We start from the raw sequence: 16,134 nt of genomic DNA, 5'->3' as shown, positions 1-16,134 counted from the left end.
AAGCCCGTAACCCGAGGTGACAGCGGGAGTTGAGTTCACCGTGGAAGAGACCATCGGAGTCACGGAAGCCGCACCCATCCCCCAGCAGCGAGGCGACCTGCTGCTGGATCACGCCGTGCGGTACGCGGAAGAGCGCCACTGGGACGTGTTCCCCGGCACCTGGCTGGAGGCCGAGGACGGCAAGGAGCGGTGCTCGTGCGGTGACACCGCCTGCCCCTCCCCCGGCGCCCACCCGGCCCGCCCGGACTGGGAGTCGCAGGCCACGGGCAGCGCGGCCGGGGCGCGCCGGCTCTGGTCGGAGCGGCCGAACGCGTCGATCCTGCTGCCGACGGGCCGTACGTTCGACGCGATCGACGTGCCCGAGGCCGCCGGGTTCCTGGCGCTGGCCCGGATGGAGCGCATGGACGTGACACTCGGTCCGGTCACCTGCACCCCGGACCGCCGGATGCTGTTCTTCGTCCTGCCGGGCGCCGGGCACAAGCTTCCCGATCTGGTACGGAAGTTGGGGTGGCCCGCCACGATCGATCTGATCGCCCGCGGCGAGGGCGACTACGTCGCGGCGCCTCCCACCCGCGTCGGCAGCCACGGCGCGGTGCAGTGGGCCCGCCGGCCCACCCCGGCCAACCGGTGGCTGCCGGACGCCGAGGAGCTGATCAGCCCGCTGGCGTACGCGTGCGGCCAGGAGGCGGCCTACGCGCGGTCCCGCGGCACCCAGAACTCGTCGGCCCGGGACTCATAAGGTGGTCCCCGGGGCCGAGTTGACCGACCGGCCGTGGGGACACCGAGAGGCGGGGCAGATGCCGGACCAGGCAGCCGAAACGGCGGGCGGCGCGCACCAGGCGCCGCCCGCCGCCGTACGCGTAGAGGGCCTGTGGAAGCGGTTCGGGGACCAGATCGCCGTCGCGGGCATCGATCTCGAACTGCCGGCGGGCAAGTTCATCGGCCTGGTCGGACCGAACGGCGCGGGCAAGACGACCACGTTGTCGATGGTGACCGGGCTGCTCCGCCCGGACCAGGGACGGGTCGAGATCACCGGCCGGGACGTCTGGCGGGACCCGGCCGAGGTGAAGGCGCGGATCGGCGTACTGCCCGAGGGGCTGCGGCTCTTCGAGCGCCTGTCGGGACGCGAACTCCTCGCCTACACCGGGCGGCTGCGGGGACTGCCCGGCGACGAGGTCGACAAGCGCGCGACGCAGCTGCTGGACGTACTGGACCTGGCGGGGGCGCAGCACAAGCTGGTCGTCGACTACTCGACCGGTATGCGCAAGAAGACCGGCCTGGCGGCCGCCCTGCTGCACAACCCCGAAGTCCTCTTCCTGGACGAGCCGTTCGAGGGCGTCGACCCGGTCTCGGCGCAGACCATCCGCGGGGTGCTGGAGCGGTACACCGTGTCGGGCGCGACCGTCGTCTTCTCCAGCCATGTGATGGAGCTCGTCGAGTCGCTGTGCGACTGGGTGGCGGTCATGGCGGCGGGCCGGATCCGCGCACAGGGCACCCTCGCCGAAGTACGCGGCGACGCGCCCTCCCTGCAGAGCGCCTTCCTGGAACTCGTCGGCGCCGGCGGCCGGGACCACAGCGGCTCCCTGGACTGGCTGGGCGGCGGCGGGGCCGGGGCCGGAACCGGGGCCGGCCGATGAGCACGAACACCGCCGGGATCACCCCCGTCTTCGTCCGGCTCAAGCTGTCGCTGCTGCGCAACGGGCTGCGCCAGTCGTCCGGCCGGCGCGCCGCGTATGTCGCCTCCGTCGTGATCACGCTGCTCTTCGCGGCGCTCCAGCTGGTCGGGCTGATCGCGCTGCGCGGCAGCGGGCACGCGGCGACCGTCGTGATCCTGCTGACGGGCGTGCTGGCGCTCGGCTGGGCCGTGATGCCGCTGTTCTTCCCCAGCGGCGACGAGACCCTCGACCCGACCCGGCTGGTGATGCTCCCGCTGCGGCCGCGGCCGCTGATCGTGGCGCTGCTGACCGCCTCACTGGTGGGCATCGGCCCGCTGTTCACGCTGTGCCTGGCCGCGGGTTCGGTGGTCGCGGTGGCACACGGCGCGGGCGCGGTGGCCGTCGGCGTGCTGGCCGTGCCCCTGACGCTGCTGGTGTGCGTGGCGCTGGCGCGGGCCGTCGCGACCGCCAACATCCGGCTGCTGACCAGCCGCAAGGGCCGCGATCTCGCCGTACTCAGCGGCCTGTTGGTCGCGGTCGGCATCCAGGTGGTGAACTTCGGCGGCCAGCGGCTCAGCCAGGCCGGCGGGCTGTCCGCCCTGGATCCGGCGGCGGACGTGGTGGGGTGGCTGCCGCCGGCCTCGGCGATCGGCGCGGTGGACTCGGTGAGCGAGGGCGCGTACGGGCGCGCCGCCGGGCAGCTCCTGCTGACCGTCGCCGCGCTGGTCCTGCTCCTGTGGTCCTGGCAGCGCAGCCTGACGAAGCTGATGACCGCGCCGGACGGCTCGACCCTCCAGGCGGCGGAGCCGGCGCGGAAGGAGTCGTCGCCCACGGGCGTGTCCCGTCTCCTGCCCGACGGCCGGACGGGCACGGTCATGCAGCGAAGCCTGCGCTATGTGTGGCGGGACCCGAAGACCAAGTCGGCCTGGGTCACTTCGCTGGCCATCGGCGTGATCATGCCGGTGTTCAGCGCGCTCCAGGGCACCGGGACCATCTACCTCGCATGCTTCGCGGCCGGGATGCTGGGCCTGCTGATGTACAACCAGTTCGGCCAGGACACCTCGGCCTTCTGGATGGTGGCCCTCACGATCTCCTCGCCGCGGGACGCCTACCTGGAACTCCGGGCGCGGGCCCTGGCGTTGCTGGTGATCATCCTGCCGTACTCGGTGGCGGTCACCGTGGTGACGGCGGCCCTGATCGGCGAGTGGCGGCCCCTGCCCGAGGCGCTGGGCATCTCGCTCGCGCTGCTGGGCGCGATGCTGGCGACGGGGGCGGTGGCCTCGGCCCGCTTCCCGTACTCGATCCCGCAGGACAGCGCGTACAAGAACGTGGCCCCCGGCCAGACGGGCCTGGCCTGGATCAGCATCCTCGGGGGCCTGCTCGCCTCGGCGCTGCTGTGCGCGCCCCTGCTGGCGCTGACCATCGCGCTGCATGTCACGGGCGCCCACGACTGGCTCTGGCTGGTCCTCCCGGCGGGCGCGGCCTATGGCGCGCTGATCACCTGGGCGGGCCTGCGGCTGGCGGCCCCGGCGACGGCGAACCGGCTCCCGGAGATCCTCACGGCGGTGAGCAAGGCGTAGCCGGGACAGGGCCTATAGCCCGCTCACGGGGTCAGGACGCCGTCCAGGAATGGTTCCACCGCCGTGCGCCAGCCCTCGGGCTGGTCGAAGTGGACCAGGTGGCCCGCGTCCTGGACCTCGGCGTAGCGGCCGCGGGGCAGCACCCGGACCATCTCCTGGGCCTCGGCCCGGCCCAGTTCGCCGTCCAGGCCGCGGACCACCAGGGCCGGGCACTGGACCTGGGCCAGCTCGTCCCAGTGCGCGTCGAAGACCCAGGTCTCCCGGGCCCTGAGCATCTGGCGGCGGGAGAAGACCGGCCGCCAGCCGTCCGCGCGCTCGGCCATCACCTCGGCGAAGAACTCGCCGCGGGCCGGGCTGGGGCGCTCCACCCACGGGTCGTCCTCGCCGAACCACTTGCGTACGTCGGCGAGGGTCGCGAAGGGCACGGGCCAGGAGCGGAACCAGTCCTCCCACTCGCGCTGCGACGCGGCCCCCAGGGCCGAGGCGCGCATGTCGCAGATGACCAGGGCCCGGACGAGGTCGGGGCGGCGGGCCGCGAGCTGCCAGGCGGTCAGGGCGCCCATGGAGTGGCCGATGAGGGTCACGGGGGCGAGGCCGAGCTGCTCGACCGCGGCCTCGGCGTCGGCCACGTACGCGTCACGGGTGTACGGACCCTCCGCCGGCCTGTCGCTGCGGCCGTGGCCGCGCTGGTCGAGTGAGACCGCGCGGCGCCGTTCGGAGAGCCAGCGGGCGGTGGGCGCCCAGTGCGAGGCGCGGCCCATGAGCCCGTGCAGTAAGAGCACGCCGGGGGCGGCCGCGTTCTCGGGGGGTTCTCCCCCGCCCTTGGGCGAGTCGGCGAACTCCCAGGCGGCGAGCCGCACTCCGTCGGCTCCTGTCACGTCGATGCGCCGCACCAATGTCCTGGCACCCCCTTCAGTCCGTCTTCGTCCGTCTTGATCCGTCCCGGGCCGGGCAGACACCCGGTCTCTCCGTCCGGCCATCCGTCCGGAGCGGCCAGACTATCGAACTCGTATTCGAAAATGGGGTTCTGCCCGCCAACACCCCTCGTTCGAGTGACCTCGCTCAAGGATTGACGGCCGCCGCCGAGGGGAGATCTTCAACGGGAGGCGGGCCGCTCGGGGAAGACGGTCCGAGGGGATTGACCCTGGGAGCTCGGGGCTCCGGGTCAGCACAGGGGAGGACAGGTCCCGGCGCTCCAGGGCGCCGGGACCATCCGTATCAGCCGCGCGAGCCGTTGTACCGGCCGCGCGAGCCACATCAGTCGTACCAGCCGCGCGAGCAGCAGCCGTCCAGTGCGACGGGCGCATCCCCCCGCTCCCTCCCCGACCCGCTGTGCGTACACAGCCGGCCCAGCCGGACCCTCGGGTCATATGCCATTCGCCTCAGCGACAGCCTCGCACGCTCCCTGCGCGGAGGCTGCCATTCCGCGGGATCAGCCCTTGGCGACGAACACGTGCGACGCGACCTCCGCGTCCAGCTCCGCGGCCTCACCGCTGCTGCCCACCAGCACACCGCCCGCCGACTCCGTGACACTCACCACCGAACCGGGCTGCACCCCCGCGCGCCGCAGCGTGTACATCAACTGGGCATCCGTCTGGATCGGCTCACCGATCCGCCGCACCACCACGGTCTTGCCCTCCGGGCCCGGCCCGAGATCGGCCAGGCTCACCATGTCGTCATGCAGGAACGGGTCCGCCTCCCCCTTCTCGCCCAGCTCCTCCAGGCCCGGGATCGGGTTCCCGTACGGCGACTCGGTCGGGTGCCGCAGCAGCTCCAGCACCCGCCGCTCCACCGCCTCGCTCATCACGTGCTCCCAGCGGCAGGCCTCCGCGTGCACCTGCTCCCACTCCAGGCCGATCACATCGACGAGCAGACACTCGGCCAGCCGGTGCTTGCGCATCACGCGCGTCGCCAGCCGGCGGCCCTCCTCGGTCAGCTCGAGGTGCCGGTCACCCGCGACCGTCACCAGTCCGTCGCGCTCCATCCGCGCCACCGTCTGGCTGACCGTCGGGCCGCTCTGATCGAGCCGCTCCGCGATCCGGGCGCGCATGGGGACCACGCCTTCCTCTTCCAGCTCGAGGATGGTGCGGAGATACATCTCCGTGGTGTCGATCAGTCCGGACATACGTGCCCCTCGATTATCGTGCGCTGGCCCTGACCCCAATTCTGACGCATAGCGCCGACAACCGTGCCGTACCGGGGAAGCGGCGTATTGACACGCGACTGGTCCAGACCGCACCGTGATCGGCGGCAACCGGACACACCCCCGCCGGAAAGGTCCCCGCGATGAGCGAGAGCAAGCTGGCCGGTCAGTTCTTCGACGCCGCCATCGGACTGCTGCAGCGCGTACGGGACGAGGAGTCCGCACACATCGCCGCCGCCGGCACCCTGATCGCCGACACCGTCGCGGCGGGCGGCCGGCTCTTCGCCTTCGGCGCCGGCCACTCCTCGCTCGCCGCCCAGGACGTCGTCTACCGCGCCGGCGGCCTGGCCCTGATGAACCTCCTCGCCGTCCCCGGCACCGTCGGCGTCGACGTCATGCCGGCCCCCCTCGGCAGTGCGCTGGAACGCGTCGACGGCCTCGCGGGCGCCGTCCTCGACAGCAGCCCCGCCGCCGCGGGGGACACGTTGGTGGTCATCTCCCTGTCCGGGCGCAACGCGCTACCCGTGGAGATGGCGATGAACGCCCGGGCGCTCGGCCTGAAGGTCATCGGAGTGACCTCGGTGGCGTACGCGGCCGAGACCCGGTCCCGGCACGCCTCCGGCACCTTCCTCAAGGACCACTGCGACATCGTCCTCGACAGCAAGATCGCGGTCGGCGACGCGGAGCTGACGGCCGACGGCATCGAGGCACCCTTCGCCCCCGCCTCCACCGTGGTCACCAGCGCGGTCATGCAGGCCGTACTGGCGGCCGCCGCCGGTGAACTCGCCGGGCGCGGCATCGAACCGCCCCTGCTGCGGTCCGGCAACGTCGACGGCGGGCACGAGTGGAACGCCCGTGTGATGGCCCAGTACCGCGACCGGATCTTCTTCCGGCACTGACAGCGCAGCGGTGCGGGCCCCATAGGGGGGGCGGTACGGAGGGACGGTGCGAGCCCCCGCGGGGGCCCGGCGGAGACCCCGGCAGCGTGTCGGCCGAGTCCGGCAAATGGGACATGTTCCCATGTGCCCGTACTCGCTCACCCACCTCCTGGAGGACGCACCGTGCCGACGAATCCGTCCGTGCCGACCACTCCGTCCCGCCGACGCACCCTGTTCCGCTCCCTGGCCGCCGCCTCGGCCACGGTGGCCACCACCGCCGCGCTGCTCGTGCCGCTGGCCGGCACCGGCCAGGCCGCGCCGGCGCCGCCACCGTCACCGGTCGCCGCGGAAGGTCCCGTCGGCATCAAGGCCATCTCCTCGGGATGGAACCACCCCTGGGGCCTGAGCTGGCTGCCCGACGGCTCCGCGCTGATCAGCGAACGGGATTCCTTCCAGGTCTTCCGGCTCACCCCGTCCGGCGTCAAGACCAAGGTCGCCACCGTGCCGCACGTGGTGAACACCACACCCGAGAGCGGCCTGCGCAGCCTCGCCGTGTCACCCAACTGGCGCAAGGACCACTACGTCTACCTCTTTCACGCGGCCGAGGAGGGCAACCGGATCGCCCGGATGACCTATGACGGCTCCACCCTCAGCAACTACACCCCCCTGGTTACCGGCATCAAGAAGGGCGGAACGAACGGCGGCCGGATCAAGTTCGGACCCGACGGCTACCTGTACGCCACCACGGGCGAAGCCTGGACCTCCCGCGACGCGCAGGACAAGAAGTCCCTGAACGGCAAGATCCTGCGCATGACCACCGACGGCAGACCCGCCCCCGGCAACCCGTACGGCACGCTGGTCTACGCGCTGGGCCTCCGCAGCCCCCAGGGCCTGGCCTGGGACGCGCGGGGCCGGCTGTGGGCGTCCGACATCGGCTACCACAGCTACGACGAGGTCAACCTCATCAAGCCGGGCGGGAACTACGGCTGGCCCGTGTGCGAAGGCCGCTGCGCCAAGCCCGGCATGACCGACCCCAAGGTGCAGTGGCGCCCCAGCGAAGCCGTGCCCAGCGGCATCGCCTACGCGGGCGGCGCGCTGTACGTCCCCTCACTCAGGGGCCAGCGGCTGTGGCGCATCCCGCTGACCGGCACCACGGTCGGCACCCCCACCGCCCACTACGTCGGAAAGTACGGCCGGCTCCGCACCGCGGAGAAGGTCCCGGGCAAGAACGCCCTGTGGCTCACCACCGACAAGGTCGGCAAGGGCAAGGACAAGGTCTTCCAGGTCGACCTGACGAAGTAACAGCCGCGCCCCCGCCAGCCGCCCCCGCCGACCGCGCCCCCGCAGCAAGGAAGCCGCCCCGCCAACAGCAGCGCCGCCGCCGCTCAGACCTCCGGCGGCGCCAGCGCCAGGGCCAGATCCAGCGCCGCCGCCACCCGGGCCGCCACATCCTCCGCGTACACGGCGTCCGGACGCTCGAACGCGGGGCGGCTCGGGCCGCGCAGGAACGTCACCACGCCCAGCGTCCGGCCCCGGCTGCGCAGCACGGTGCACAGGGCGTGCACCGTGCCCTCCGGCCACTGCCGGGACTCCGCCCACGACGCCGTCGCCCCGGCCGACGCGCCCGCCCGCACCGAGCCGATCCGCTCCATCGCCTGCACCGCCGGGTGCCCCTCCGCGTACCGCACCGGAATGGACCCCGCCGCCGGCAGACAGGCAGCGGGCGAGCCGGACGGCGTGGCGGCCGACCGTACGAGACGGGGCGGATCACCCAGCGCGAGATCGACCAGCGCGTGGTCGGCGAAACCGGCCAGCGCGAAATCCAGATGGACGGTCGCCGCCTCCAGCGGGTCGTCGCACTCCCCCGCCGACCGGGCCGCGCGGTGCGACTGATTCGTACGGAATCGCAGCTGGGCCGTGTCCGAGTCGGCCTGCCGCGCCTCCGTGATGTCCTGGAACAGCCAGCCCACCCCGAGCGGAACCGGCTCCTCGGCGAGCGGCGAGGCAAGCCGCAGGAAACCGCAGCGCCAGCAACGCCGGCGCTCCCCCTCCGCCGTCCGCAACGTCACCCACAGCTCGACCGGCGCGGGCGGCGCACCCTCCGCCAGCACATGCTGCAGAGCGCCCTCCAGCTCCTCCACACCCTGCGCGATCAGCTCACCCAGCGGGCGCCCGAGCAACGCCGTACGCCCCGAGCCGAGCGCCCGCGCCGCGTGCGCGTTGACGACCGCCGGACGCAGATCGACATCGACCAGGACCACACCCCAGGACGCGTCGTCCAGCAGCGCCTCACTCAGCGCGATCGACCGCTCCAGGTCGATCTGCGCGTGCACCTCGCTGAACGCGCAGTACACCCCGGCCGGCTTGCCGTCCGCCCCCCGCACGCCGGCCGACTGCGTCCGCACGAGCACCCGCCCGCCGTCCTTCGTCACCAGCGCGAACTCGTGCACCTGGCGACCCGGCGTGTCCATGGCGCCCATCAGCCGCCGCTGCACATCCTCCGCATCGGCGGTCCGCACCGCCCACCCGGCGAACCCGTGCCGCCCCACGGCCTCGGCCGCCGACCAGCCCAGAATCCGCTCGGCCTCACGATTCCAGTGGGTGACGACACCGCCCGCGTCGAACGCGCACAGCGCGGCATCCATCCCGTCGAGCAGCGCGGCAAGCAGATCGGACCCGGGCCCCTCACGCCCTTCGCGCTCCGGTTCCCGCGGCCCGACGGCATCGGCGGTCTCACTACTTCGGGAAGCACTCACCTGGCACCCCCTGCAGGTGTTCGCGTGTGCTGCACGTCGGATCATTCAACTGGAACGTGACGCAGCCCACACCACTTTCCCCAGAATAAATCGCTTGTCGGGACGCCGAACCGGTTCTTAGGCTGTGGGCACACGAGAAGGGAGGTGGTTCCGGAAATGTATGCATCCCGGACGCGTGAGGTGACTGCGGGCTAGCGCCCGTTGTCGCACCCAGTGCGGTGCCGGCGGAACCGCCGGCCAATCCCGAGCAGTCACCGACCCGTGGGCTCGCCGGTACGTCCGGCCGGCTTCTCCGTACTCGTACGGAGGGACCCGAGCCCACGGGTTCACTGCGTTCCGGGGCCTTGCGGGCCCTACGGGCAGAGGCGCTCCACGCGCCAGCCGCCCGACCCGTCCTCGACGTACCGGAGGCGGTCGTGCAGGCGGTTCTCGTGGCCCTGCCAGAACTCCATCGCCTGCGGTGCGATCCGGTAGCCGCCCCATTCCGGGGGGACCGGGACCTGTTCGTGTTCCGGGTAACGCGCCGCGAGGTCCGCGTAGCGGCGGTCGAGTTCCTCGCGGGAGGCGATCACCGCGGACTGGGCGCTCGCCCAGGCGCCGAGCTGGGAGCCGTGCGGGCGGGAGCGGAAGTACGCCGCCGTCTCGTCGCGGCCGATACGGGCCGCGGTGCCCGACACGATGACCTGGCGGGCGATCGGGTGCCAGGGGAAGAGCAGCGAGACGTGTGGGTTCGCGGCGATTTCGACGCCCTTGCGGGAGCCGTAGTTGGTGAAGAAGACGAAGCCGCGGGCGTCGTACGCCTTCAGCAGCACCGTGCGGGAGCTGGGCAGGCCGTCGGGGGTGGCGGTGGCGACGACCATCGCGTTGGGCTCGAAGAGGCCGCTGTTCACCGCCTGCTGGAACCAGCGGGAGAACTGTTCCATCGGCGCCTCGGCGAGGGAGTCCTCGCCGACGATCTCGGAGCGGTAGTGCTTGCGCATGACGGCGGGATCGAGCGGGGTGGGTTCAAGGTCCTGGTTCTCCACAGGGCCATCCTGCCGCAGGCCCCAGTCTGCCCGGCACGGAGTGCCGCTAATCCTCCCTGAACGAAATGGGGCAGTGTGCCGCACATCACCCTTCCCCGCATCAGCCGAACCCGCCAAAATCTTGGGCTGGGCCTCTGTGGCCTCCGTACATGACGGGATATCGTGCCTGCTCCACGGGCGGTTGGGTGACCACCGGCCGTACGGGGCATCACGGGGGCGACGGGTAGGACCGCGAGTCGGGCGCACACATCGTGCGCGTACGACCGGGGATCCGTACCGGCGCCGAGAGATTTCGCCACCTGTTTTGACACCCGGTGTTCACGCCGCTTGTCGCACACATCATGAGGAGCCGCCTGATGTCCGACTTCGTACCCGGCCTCGAAGGGGTCGTCGCGTTCGAGACGGAGATCGCCGAACCCGACAAGGAGGGCGGATCTCTCCGTTATCGGGGTGTAGACATCGAAGATCTGGTCGGGCACGTGTCCTTCGGGAATGTGTGGGGCCTGCTCGTCGACGGTGCGTTCAACCCCGGTCTGCCGCCCGCGGAGCCGTTCCCGATCCCGGTGCACTCCGGTGACATCCGCGTCGACGTGCAGTCGGCGCTGGCGATGCTCGCGCCGGTGTGGGGCCTGAAACCGCTGCTCGACATCGATGAGCAGACCGCGCGCGACGACCTGGCGCGCGCCGCCGTGATGGCGCTGTCGTATGTCGCGCAGTCGGCGCGCGGGCAGGGCCTGCCGATGGTGCCGCAGCGGGAGATCGACAAGGCGCAGTCGGTGGTCGAGCGGTTCATGATCCGCTGGCGCGGTGAGCCGGACCCGAAGCACGTCAAGGCCGTCGACGCGTACTGGACGTCGGCCGCCGAGCACGGGATGAACGCGTCGACGTTCACGGCCCGGGTGATCGCGTCGACGGGCGCGGACGTGGCGGCCGCGCTGTCCGGGGCCGTGGGTGCCATGTCGGGGCCGCTGCACGGTGGTGCGCCGTCCCGTGTGCTCGGGATGATCGAGGAGATCGAGCGCACGGGTGACGCGACCGCGTATGTGAAGCAGGCGCTGGACAAGGGCGAGCGGCTGATGGGCTTCGGCCACCGGGTGTACCGGGCGGAGGACCCGCGGGCGCGGGTGCTGCGGCGTACCGCGAAGGAGCTGGGGGCGCCGCGCTTCGAGGTGGCGGAGGCGCTGGAGAAGGCCGCGCTGGAGGAGCTGCACGCGCGTCGTCCGGACCGCGTGCTGGCCACGAACGTGGAGTTCTGGGCGGCGATCATGCTGGACTTCGCGGAGGTGCCGGCGCACATGTTCACGTCGATGTTCACGTGTGCGCGTACGGCGGGCTGGTCGGCGCACATCCTTGAGCAGAAGCGGACGGGGCGCCTGGTGCGGCCTTCCGCGCGGTACGTGGGCCCGGGTTCGCGGAGCCCGCAGGACATCGTCGGTTACGGCGACATCGCCGGCTGAGCGGCGGTACGAGCAGGCGGCGCCGGCCCCTTCGGGGGCGCGGCGCCGTTTCGCGTGGGCCGGGGGGCGGCTGACTGGCCCGGGCGGCCGGTTGGCCGGGGCGGCCGGTTGGCCGGGGCGGGGCCGGCTGACCGTTACGCGTGGCCGGCCGTGGCGAGCTGCTGGTCGATGAGGTCGGCGTGGTGGCGGGCGGCGGCCCTGGGGTGGGCGCGCAGCCAGCCCTTGAGTTCGTTGCGGCCGTACTCGGCGAAGAGCGGGTTGGCCGGGTCGCTGGTGACGCCGGGTGCCTGGGCCGCGTACGGGAACGGCAGGGGCTCGATACGGGCATCGAGGCGCGGGTTGTAGAAGAACGGGACCGAGTAGCGCTCGGTCGCGCCGGGCGGGCTGACGACGCGGTGGTTGGTGGCCTTGAGGTAGCCGTTGGTGGCGACTTCGAGGAGCTCGCCGAGGTTGACGACGAACGCGCCGGGGATCGGCGGGACCTCGTGGAACTCGCCGTCGGCGCGCTGGACCTGGAGGCCGCCGACCTGGTCCTGGAGGAGCAGGGTGAGGAAGCCGTAGTCCTTGTGGGCGCCGACGCCCTGGCCGTTGTCGTCCGCGCCGGTGTCCGGGGCGCTGCCCGGGTAGCGGACGAGCTTGAGGTGCAGGTGCGGGTGGCCGGCGAAGACGTCGTCGTAGAAGCCGGCCGGGGCGCCGATGGAGGTGAGCAGTTCGTGCAGCAGCCGGGCGGCGACCTCGCTGAGCCGGTCTATCCAGCCGAGGGCGGCGGCGCGCAGGACGGGGAGGCCGGCGGGCCACTGGTTGGGGCCTTCGAGCCACCAGTAGGCGGGCTCGCCGGGCCCGGGAATGTGCGGGGGCCGCTCGGCTCCGATGTCGAGCTGGTCGCGCCAGTCCGGGCTGCCGCCGGTGTGCTCGTCGCCGGTGCGGGTGTAGCCGCGGAAGTGCGGCGAGTTGATGTTGCCGATGGCGAGCCGTTCGGCCTCGGGGAGGGCGAAGAAGGCGCGCATGGCGGTCATCAGGGTGTCCGTCTCGGTCTCCGTGATGCCGTGGCCGGTCAGCTGGAAGAAGCCGACGTCGTGGGCGGCGCTGTGGAGCTGGGCGTGCAGGAGGGCCCGCGCCTGAGGGCCGCGGTCGGCGGCGGAGAGGTCGATGACGGGGAGCTGCAGGTACGACATGGGTGCATCCGCGGAGTGTGTGGGCCCGGTCGCGTATCGCCGTGTGTGCCGGGTACGTGCGCCGCGGCGGCAGCCTGGGTGGGGCGGTGCGCGCCGGTGACCGGGCGGGGTGGAGAGGGGGGCGGGTTCAGGCGGAGCGCCGACAGCCCATGCTCGTGACGCGGACGTAGTCCACGTGGCGGCGTCGTACGAGCGAAAGCATGCGCCCAGGGTACGCCGACCGGGGCGGGAGGGAAGTGACGGTGCTCACACCTCTCCGAGGGCGGTGTCCAGGAGCCGGGCCCACTGGGCGACGACTCGTGCGCGGCGGGCGGTGTCGTCGGTGAGGACGTTGGCGAGGCCGAGGCCGCGGGCCATGTCGAGGAGGCCCTGGACGATTTCGCGGACGCCGGGGACGGATTCGTCGGCGCGGAGGAGTTCGACGGCGATGCGGTGGGTTTCGCGGCCGACCCGGGTTTCGAGTTCGGTGACGCGGGGGCGCAGCTGGTCCTCGTTGGACGCGGCGACCCAGAGCTGGAGTGCGGCCCGGAACAGCGGGCCGGTGTAGAGGTCGACGAGGGCGCCGACGACGGCTTCCCGGTCCTGTACGGGCAGGGCGCGCAGGGCGGTGGAGCGTTCCTCGGCGACATACTCGACGGCGGCGGTGAACAGGTCCTCGCGGGTGGGGAAGTGGTGCTGGGCGGCGCCGCGGGAGACGCCGGCCCGTTCGGCGACGACGGAGACGGTGGAGCCGGCCCAGCCGTGTTCGGCGAGGCAGGCGACGGCGGCTTCGAGGAGGCGCTGCCGGGTGGCGCGGCTGCGGTCCTGCTTGGGTGCGGTCACCGTGCCCATGCGGGGTCCCGGCGCTGGAGGAAGGCGGTCATGCCCTCGCGGGCCTCGTCGGAGGCGAAGAGGCGGGCGGAGAGGGCGGCGAGGTCGTCGGTGTCGCGGTCGAAGGCGCGCAGCACCTCGGCGGTGAGCAGGCGCTTGGACTCGGCGAGGCCTTGTGGGGACGCGGCACGCAGTGCGTCCAGTACGGGGGCGAGGGCGGCGTCGGGGTCGTCCGCGGCGAGGGTGAGGAGTCCGATGCGGGCGGCTTCGGGGGCGTCGAAGCGCTCGGCGGTGAGGTAGTAGCGGGCGGCGGCGCGGGGATCGAGCCGGGGCAGCAGCGGCAGCGAGATCACGGCGGGGGCGAGGCCGAGCCGGGCCTCGGTGAAGGCGAAGCTCGCGCCGGGCCCGGCGACGGATATGTCGCAGGCGCCGAGCAGCCCGAGCCCGCCGGCCCGCACATGCCCGGTGACCCGGGCGACGACGGGCTTGGGCATCTCGACGATGGCACGCATGAGCCGCACGAGCCCATGCACGGCGGACCCGCCGGTGGCGGCGGAGCCGCCGGTGCCGCTGGTGGCGGCGCTCGCCGCCCCGCTGGGGCTGCCCGCAGGGCCAGGGGACCCCGGGGCGGCGTGGGCTGCGGCGGAGCCGCCCGCCACGCCGGGGGCGGCGGGGCCGAAGGCGCCCCCGCCGTCGCGGCCCGCGGCGCCGTGGCCCGTGGCGGCGGTGGCGCCGGTGGGGGCGGTGGCGGCCCCGCCCGGGCTGCCCGCGCCGGGGCCGCCCGCCGCGCCGGAGGCCGTGGCACCCGTGGTCGGCCGGCCCGCAGGGCCGTCGGCGGGCGGGGTCGTGGCTTCCTTCAGGTCTGCTCCTGCGCAGAACGTTCCGCCCGTGTGGGTCAGGACCACCGCCCGGACCGCCGGGTCCTTCGCGCACGCCGACAGGGCTTCGGCCAGTTCCGCGACCAGGGCCATGGAGAGTGCGTTGCGGTTCGCCGGCGAGTCCAGGGTGAGTGTGGTGATGCCGCGTTCGTGCACGGTTCGTACGAGCGTCATGCGCTGTCGGTGCTCCTTTCCCTCTCCCTCGCGCGCAGTTCGCGCCTGAGGATCTTGCCGGACGCCGCGCGCGGCACCTGGGTGGTGAATTCGACGCGGCGGACCTTCTTGTGCGGGGCGACGCGTTCCGCGACGTACGCCGTGACGTCCTCCTCGGTCAGCCCGGCCGCGCCCGCCTGGCGGACCACGTACGCCTTCGGGATCTCGTTGCCCTCCGCGTCGTACACGCCGATGACCGCCGCGTCCGCTATGCCCTCGTGGGTGAGGAGGAGTGCTTCGAGGTCCGCCGGGGCGACCTGGTACCCCTTGTATTTGATCAGTTCCTTGACCCGGTCGACCACGAAGAGCCAGCCGTCCTCGTCCACCCGCCCGACGTCGCCGGTGTGCACCCACCCCTCCGGGTCGATCATCGCCGCGGTCTCGTCCGGGCGGCCGAGGTAGCCCTTCATCACCTGCGGGCCGCGGATGGCGACCTCGCCCTCCTCGCCGGCGCCGAGTTCCTTGCCCGGCTCGGTGAGGGACAGGATCCGCATCTCGGTGTTCGGCAGCAGCTTGCCGACCGCGCCGGGCGGCGAGCCGGGCACGTCCAGCGGCGTGACGTGCGTACCGGGCGAGAGCTCCGTCATCCCGTACGCCTGCATGACCGGCGGCAGGCCGAGCCGGCGCGAGCAGGCCTGGGCGAGGGCGGCGTCCAGCGGGGCGGCGGCGCTGACGATGTACTTCAGCGAGGACAGGTCGTGTCCGGCGACCGCGGGGTGCTTGGCGAGCGCGAGGACGATCGGCGGGGCGACGTACAGGCCGGTGATGCGGTGCTGCTCGATCGCCGACAGGAACTGGTCGAGGTCGAAGCGGGGCAGGACGACGACGGTCGCGCCGTGCCGCAGGGGCGCGTTCATCAGGGCGGTGAGCCCGTAGATGTGGAAGAAGGGCAGGACGGCGAGGATCCGGTCGCCGGGGCCCATCGGCAGGAGCGGGTGGAGCTGGGCGAGGTTGGTGGCGATGCTGCGGTGGGTGAGCATCACGCCCTTGGGGCTCGCGGTGGTGCCCGAGGAGTAGGGCAGGGCCGCCACGTCCTCGCCGGGGTCGAAGGTGATCTCGGGTGCGGGGGCGGTCGTCGCGAGCATGTCGCGGACGGACCGGTGGCCGTCCGCGCGGTCGCAGACGAAGATCTCGTCCACCCCGCCGGCCAGTTCCGCGGCCCGGCGGGCCACGTCGAGCAGCGGGGAGACGGTCACGATCCAGCGGGTCGCCGAGTCCCGCAGCTGTTTGGCGAACTCCTCCGGGGTGGACAGCGGGTGGACGGTGGTGACGGACGCGCCGGCCCGCGTCGCGCCGTAGAAGACGGCCGGGTAGGCGATCGTGTTGGGGCTGTGCAGGGCGAGTACGTCGCCCTTGCGCAGCCCCGACTCGGCGAGCCCGGCGGCGATCTTGCGGGTGTGGGTGTCCAGTTGGGCGTACGTGAGGGTGGCGCCGTCGATGCCGTCGACGAGGGCGACGGTGTCGCCGTACTCTGCGGCCCGGCCGAGTACCGCGTCGTGGATGGGCAGATCGACGACCGGCACTGCTGCGTACTCGCTGTGGAACACCATGACTACGGTCCCTT

At 72.8% G+C, this 16,134-nt stretch carries 13 protein-coding genes and 2 pseudogenes; 6 read left to right on the top strand and 9 right to left on the bottom strand.

The features are described from left to right. Positions 1 to 40 precede the first annotated feature (40 nt). The 3 genes from ACWV17_RS19945 to ACWV17_RS19935 are packed head-to-tail and all read left to right on the top strand — an operon-like array spanning position 41 to position 3,235. Positions 41 to 739, top strand: a complete 699-nt coding sequence (locus tag ACWV17_RS19945) for a bifunctional DNA primase/polymerase (protein ID WP_455360806.1) — start codon at positions 41 to 43, stop codon at positions 737 to 739. Between the two features lie 58 nt (positions 740 to 797). Next, positions 798 to 1,637 carry an ABC transporter ATP-binding protein gene (locus ACWV17_RS19940; protein ID WP_455360805.1) on the top strand — a complete coding sequence of 280 codons (840 nt, stop codon included), beginning with the start codon at positions 798 to 800 and terminating at the stop codon, positions 1,635 to 1,637. Beyond that, the gene (locus ACWV17_RS19935; protein WP_455360804.1) at positions 1,634 to 3,235 is read left to right on the top strand and encodes a transporter; all 1,602 of its coding nucleotides are present in this window, start codon (positions 1,634 to 1,636) and stop codon (positions 3,233 to 3,235) included. The genes ACWV17_RS19940 and ACWV17_RS19935 overlap by 4 nt, the downstream gene beginning before the upstream one ends. A gap of 23 nt (positions 3,236 to 3,258) precedes the next feature. On the opposite strand, the gene ACWV17_RS19930 is transcribed toward ACWV17_RS19935, so the two are convergent. Further along, positions 3,259 to 4,131, bottom strand: coding sequence for an alpha/beta fold hydrolase (locus tag ACWV17_RS19930; protein WP_455360803.1), 873 nt, complete (start codon positions 4,129 to 4,131; stop codon positions 3,259 to 3,261). Positions 4,132 to 4,667: 536 nt separating this feature from the next. Next, positions 4,668 to 5,360 carry a metal-dependent transcriptional regulator gene (locus ACWV17_RS19925; protein ID WP_455351115.1) on the bottom strand — a complete coding sequence of 231 codons (693 nt, stop codon included), beginning with the start codon at positions 5,358 to 5,360 and terminating at the stop codon, positions 4,668 to 4,670. 161 nt (positions 5,361 to 5,521) lie between these two features. Here ACWV17_RS19925 and ACWV17_RS19920 point away from each other — a divergent pair, with 161 nt between their 5' ends. Beyond that, entirely contained in the window at positions 5,522 to 6,277 is a 756-nt protein-coding gene (locus ACWV17_RS19920; RefSeq protein ID WP_455351114.1) for an SIS domain-containing protein, read from the top strand. 162 nt (positions 6,278 to 6,439) lie between these two features. Then, positions 6,440 to 7,558, top strand: coding sequence for a PQQ-dependent sugar dehydrogenase (locus ACWV17_RS19915; RefSeq protein ID WP_455360802.1), 1,119 nt, complete (start codon positions 6,440 to 6,442; stop codon positions 7,556 to 7,558). 83 nt (positions 7,559 to 7,641) lie between these two features. Here ACWV17_RS19915 and ACWV17_RS19910 read toward each other — a convergent pair whose 3' ends face one another. Together ACWV17_RS19910 and pdxH are read right to left on the bottom strand one after the other, a co-directional pair. After that, complete coding sequence (locus tag ACWV17_RS19910; RefSeq protein WP_455360801.1) at positions 7,642 to 9,012, bottom strand: PAS domain-containing protein; 1,371 nt, start codon at positions 9,010 to 9,012, stop codon at positions 7,642 to 7,644. A gap of 353 nt (positions 9,013 to 9,365) precedes the next feature. Continuing rightward, a complete protein-coding gene (gene pdxH, locus ACWV17_RS19905; RefSeq protein ID WP_455360865.1) occupies positions 9,366 to 9,992 on the bottom strand; it encodes a pyridoxamine 5'-phosphate oxidase in 627 nt (208 codons plus the stop codon). 401 nt (positions 9,993 to 10,393) lie between these two features. Between pdxH and ACWV17_RS19900 the strand changes: the two genes are divergently transcribed. After that, positions 10,394 to 11,494, top strand: coding sequence for a citrate synthase 2 (locus ACWV17_RS19900; protein ID WP_455351111.1), 1,101 nt, complete (start codon positions 10,394 to 10,396; stop codon positions 11,492 to 11,494). A 134-nt stretch (positions 11,495 to 11,628) separates the two neighbouring features. On the opposite strand, the gene ACWV17_RS19895 is transcribed toward ACWV17_RS19900, so the two are convergent. From ACWV17_RS19895 to ACWV17_RS19875, 5 genes and pseudogenes are all read right to left on the bottom strand, one after another. After that, on the bottom strand, positions 11,629 to 12,669 hold the full coding sequence (locus ACWV17_RS19895) for an isopenicillin N synthase family dioxygenase (RefSeq protein ID WP_455360800.1): 1,041 nt from the start codon (positions 12,667 to 12,669) through the stop codon (positions 11,629 to 11,631). Between the two features lie 246 nt (positions 12,670 to 12,915). Next, on the bottom strand, positions 12,916 to 13,500 hold the full coding sequence (locus tag ACWV17_RS19890) for a TetR/AcrR family transcriptional regulator (RefSeq protein WP_455351109.1): 585 nt from the start codon (positions 13,498 to 13,500) through the stop codon (positions 12,916 to 12,918). Continuing rightward, positions 13,488 to 14,006 (bottom strand): annotated as a pseudogene (locus tag ACWV17_RS19885) (enoyl-CoA hydratase family protein); the annotation flags it as partial. The gene ACWV17_RS19890 and the pseudogene ACWV17_RS19885, both read right to left, overlap by 13 nt. A gap of 306 nt (positions 14,007 to 14,312) precedes the next feature. Further along, a pseudogene (locus tag ACWV17_RS19880) lies at positions 14,313 to 14,531 on the bottom strand (enoyl-CoA hydratase-related protein); the annotation flags it as partial. After that, positions 14,528 to 16,120, bottom strand: coding sequence for a 4-coumarate--CoA ligase family protein (locus ACWV17_RS19875; RefSeq protein WP_455360799.1), 1,593 nt, complete (start codon positions 16,118 to 16,120; stop codon positions 14,528 to 14,530). The pseudogene ACWV17_RS19880 and the gene ACWV17_RS19875, both read right to left, overlap by 4 nt. Between the last annotated feature and the right edge of the window lie 14 nt (positions 16,121 to 16,134).

Source organism: Streptomyces mabaensis (assembly GCF_053763515.1).
The sequence above is the reverse complement of the archived record's forward strand: the minus strand, read 5'-3'. Positions and strand labels throughout refer to the sequence as shown.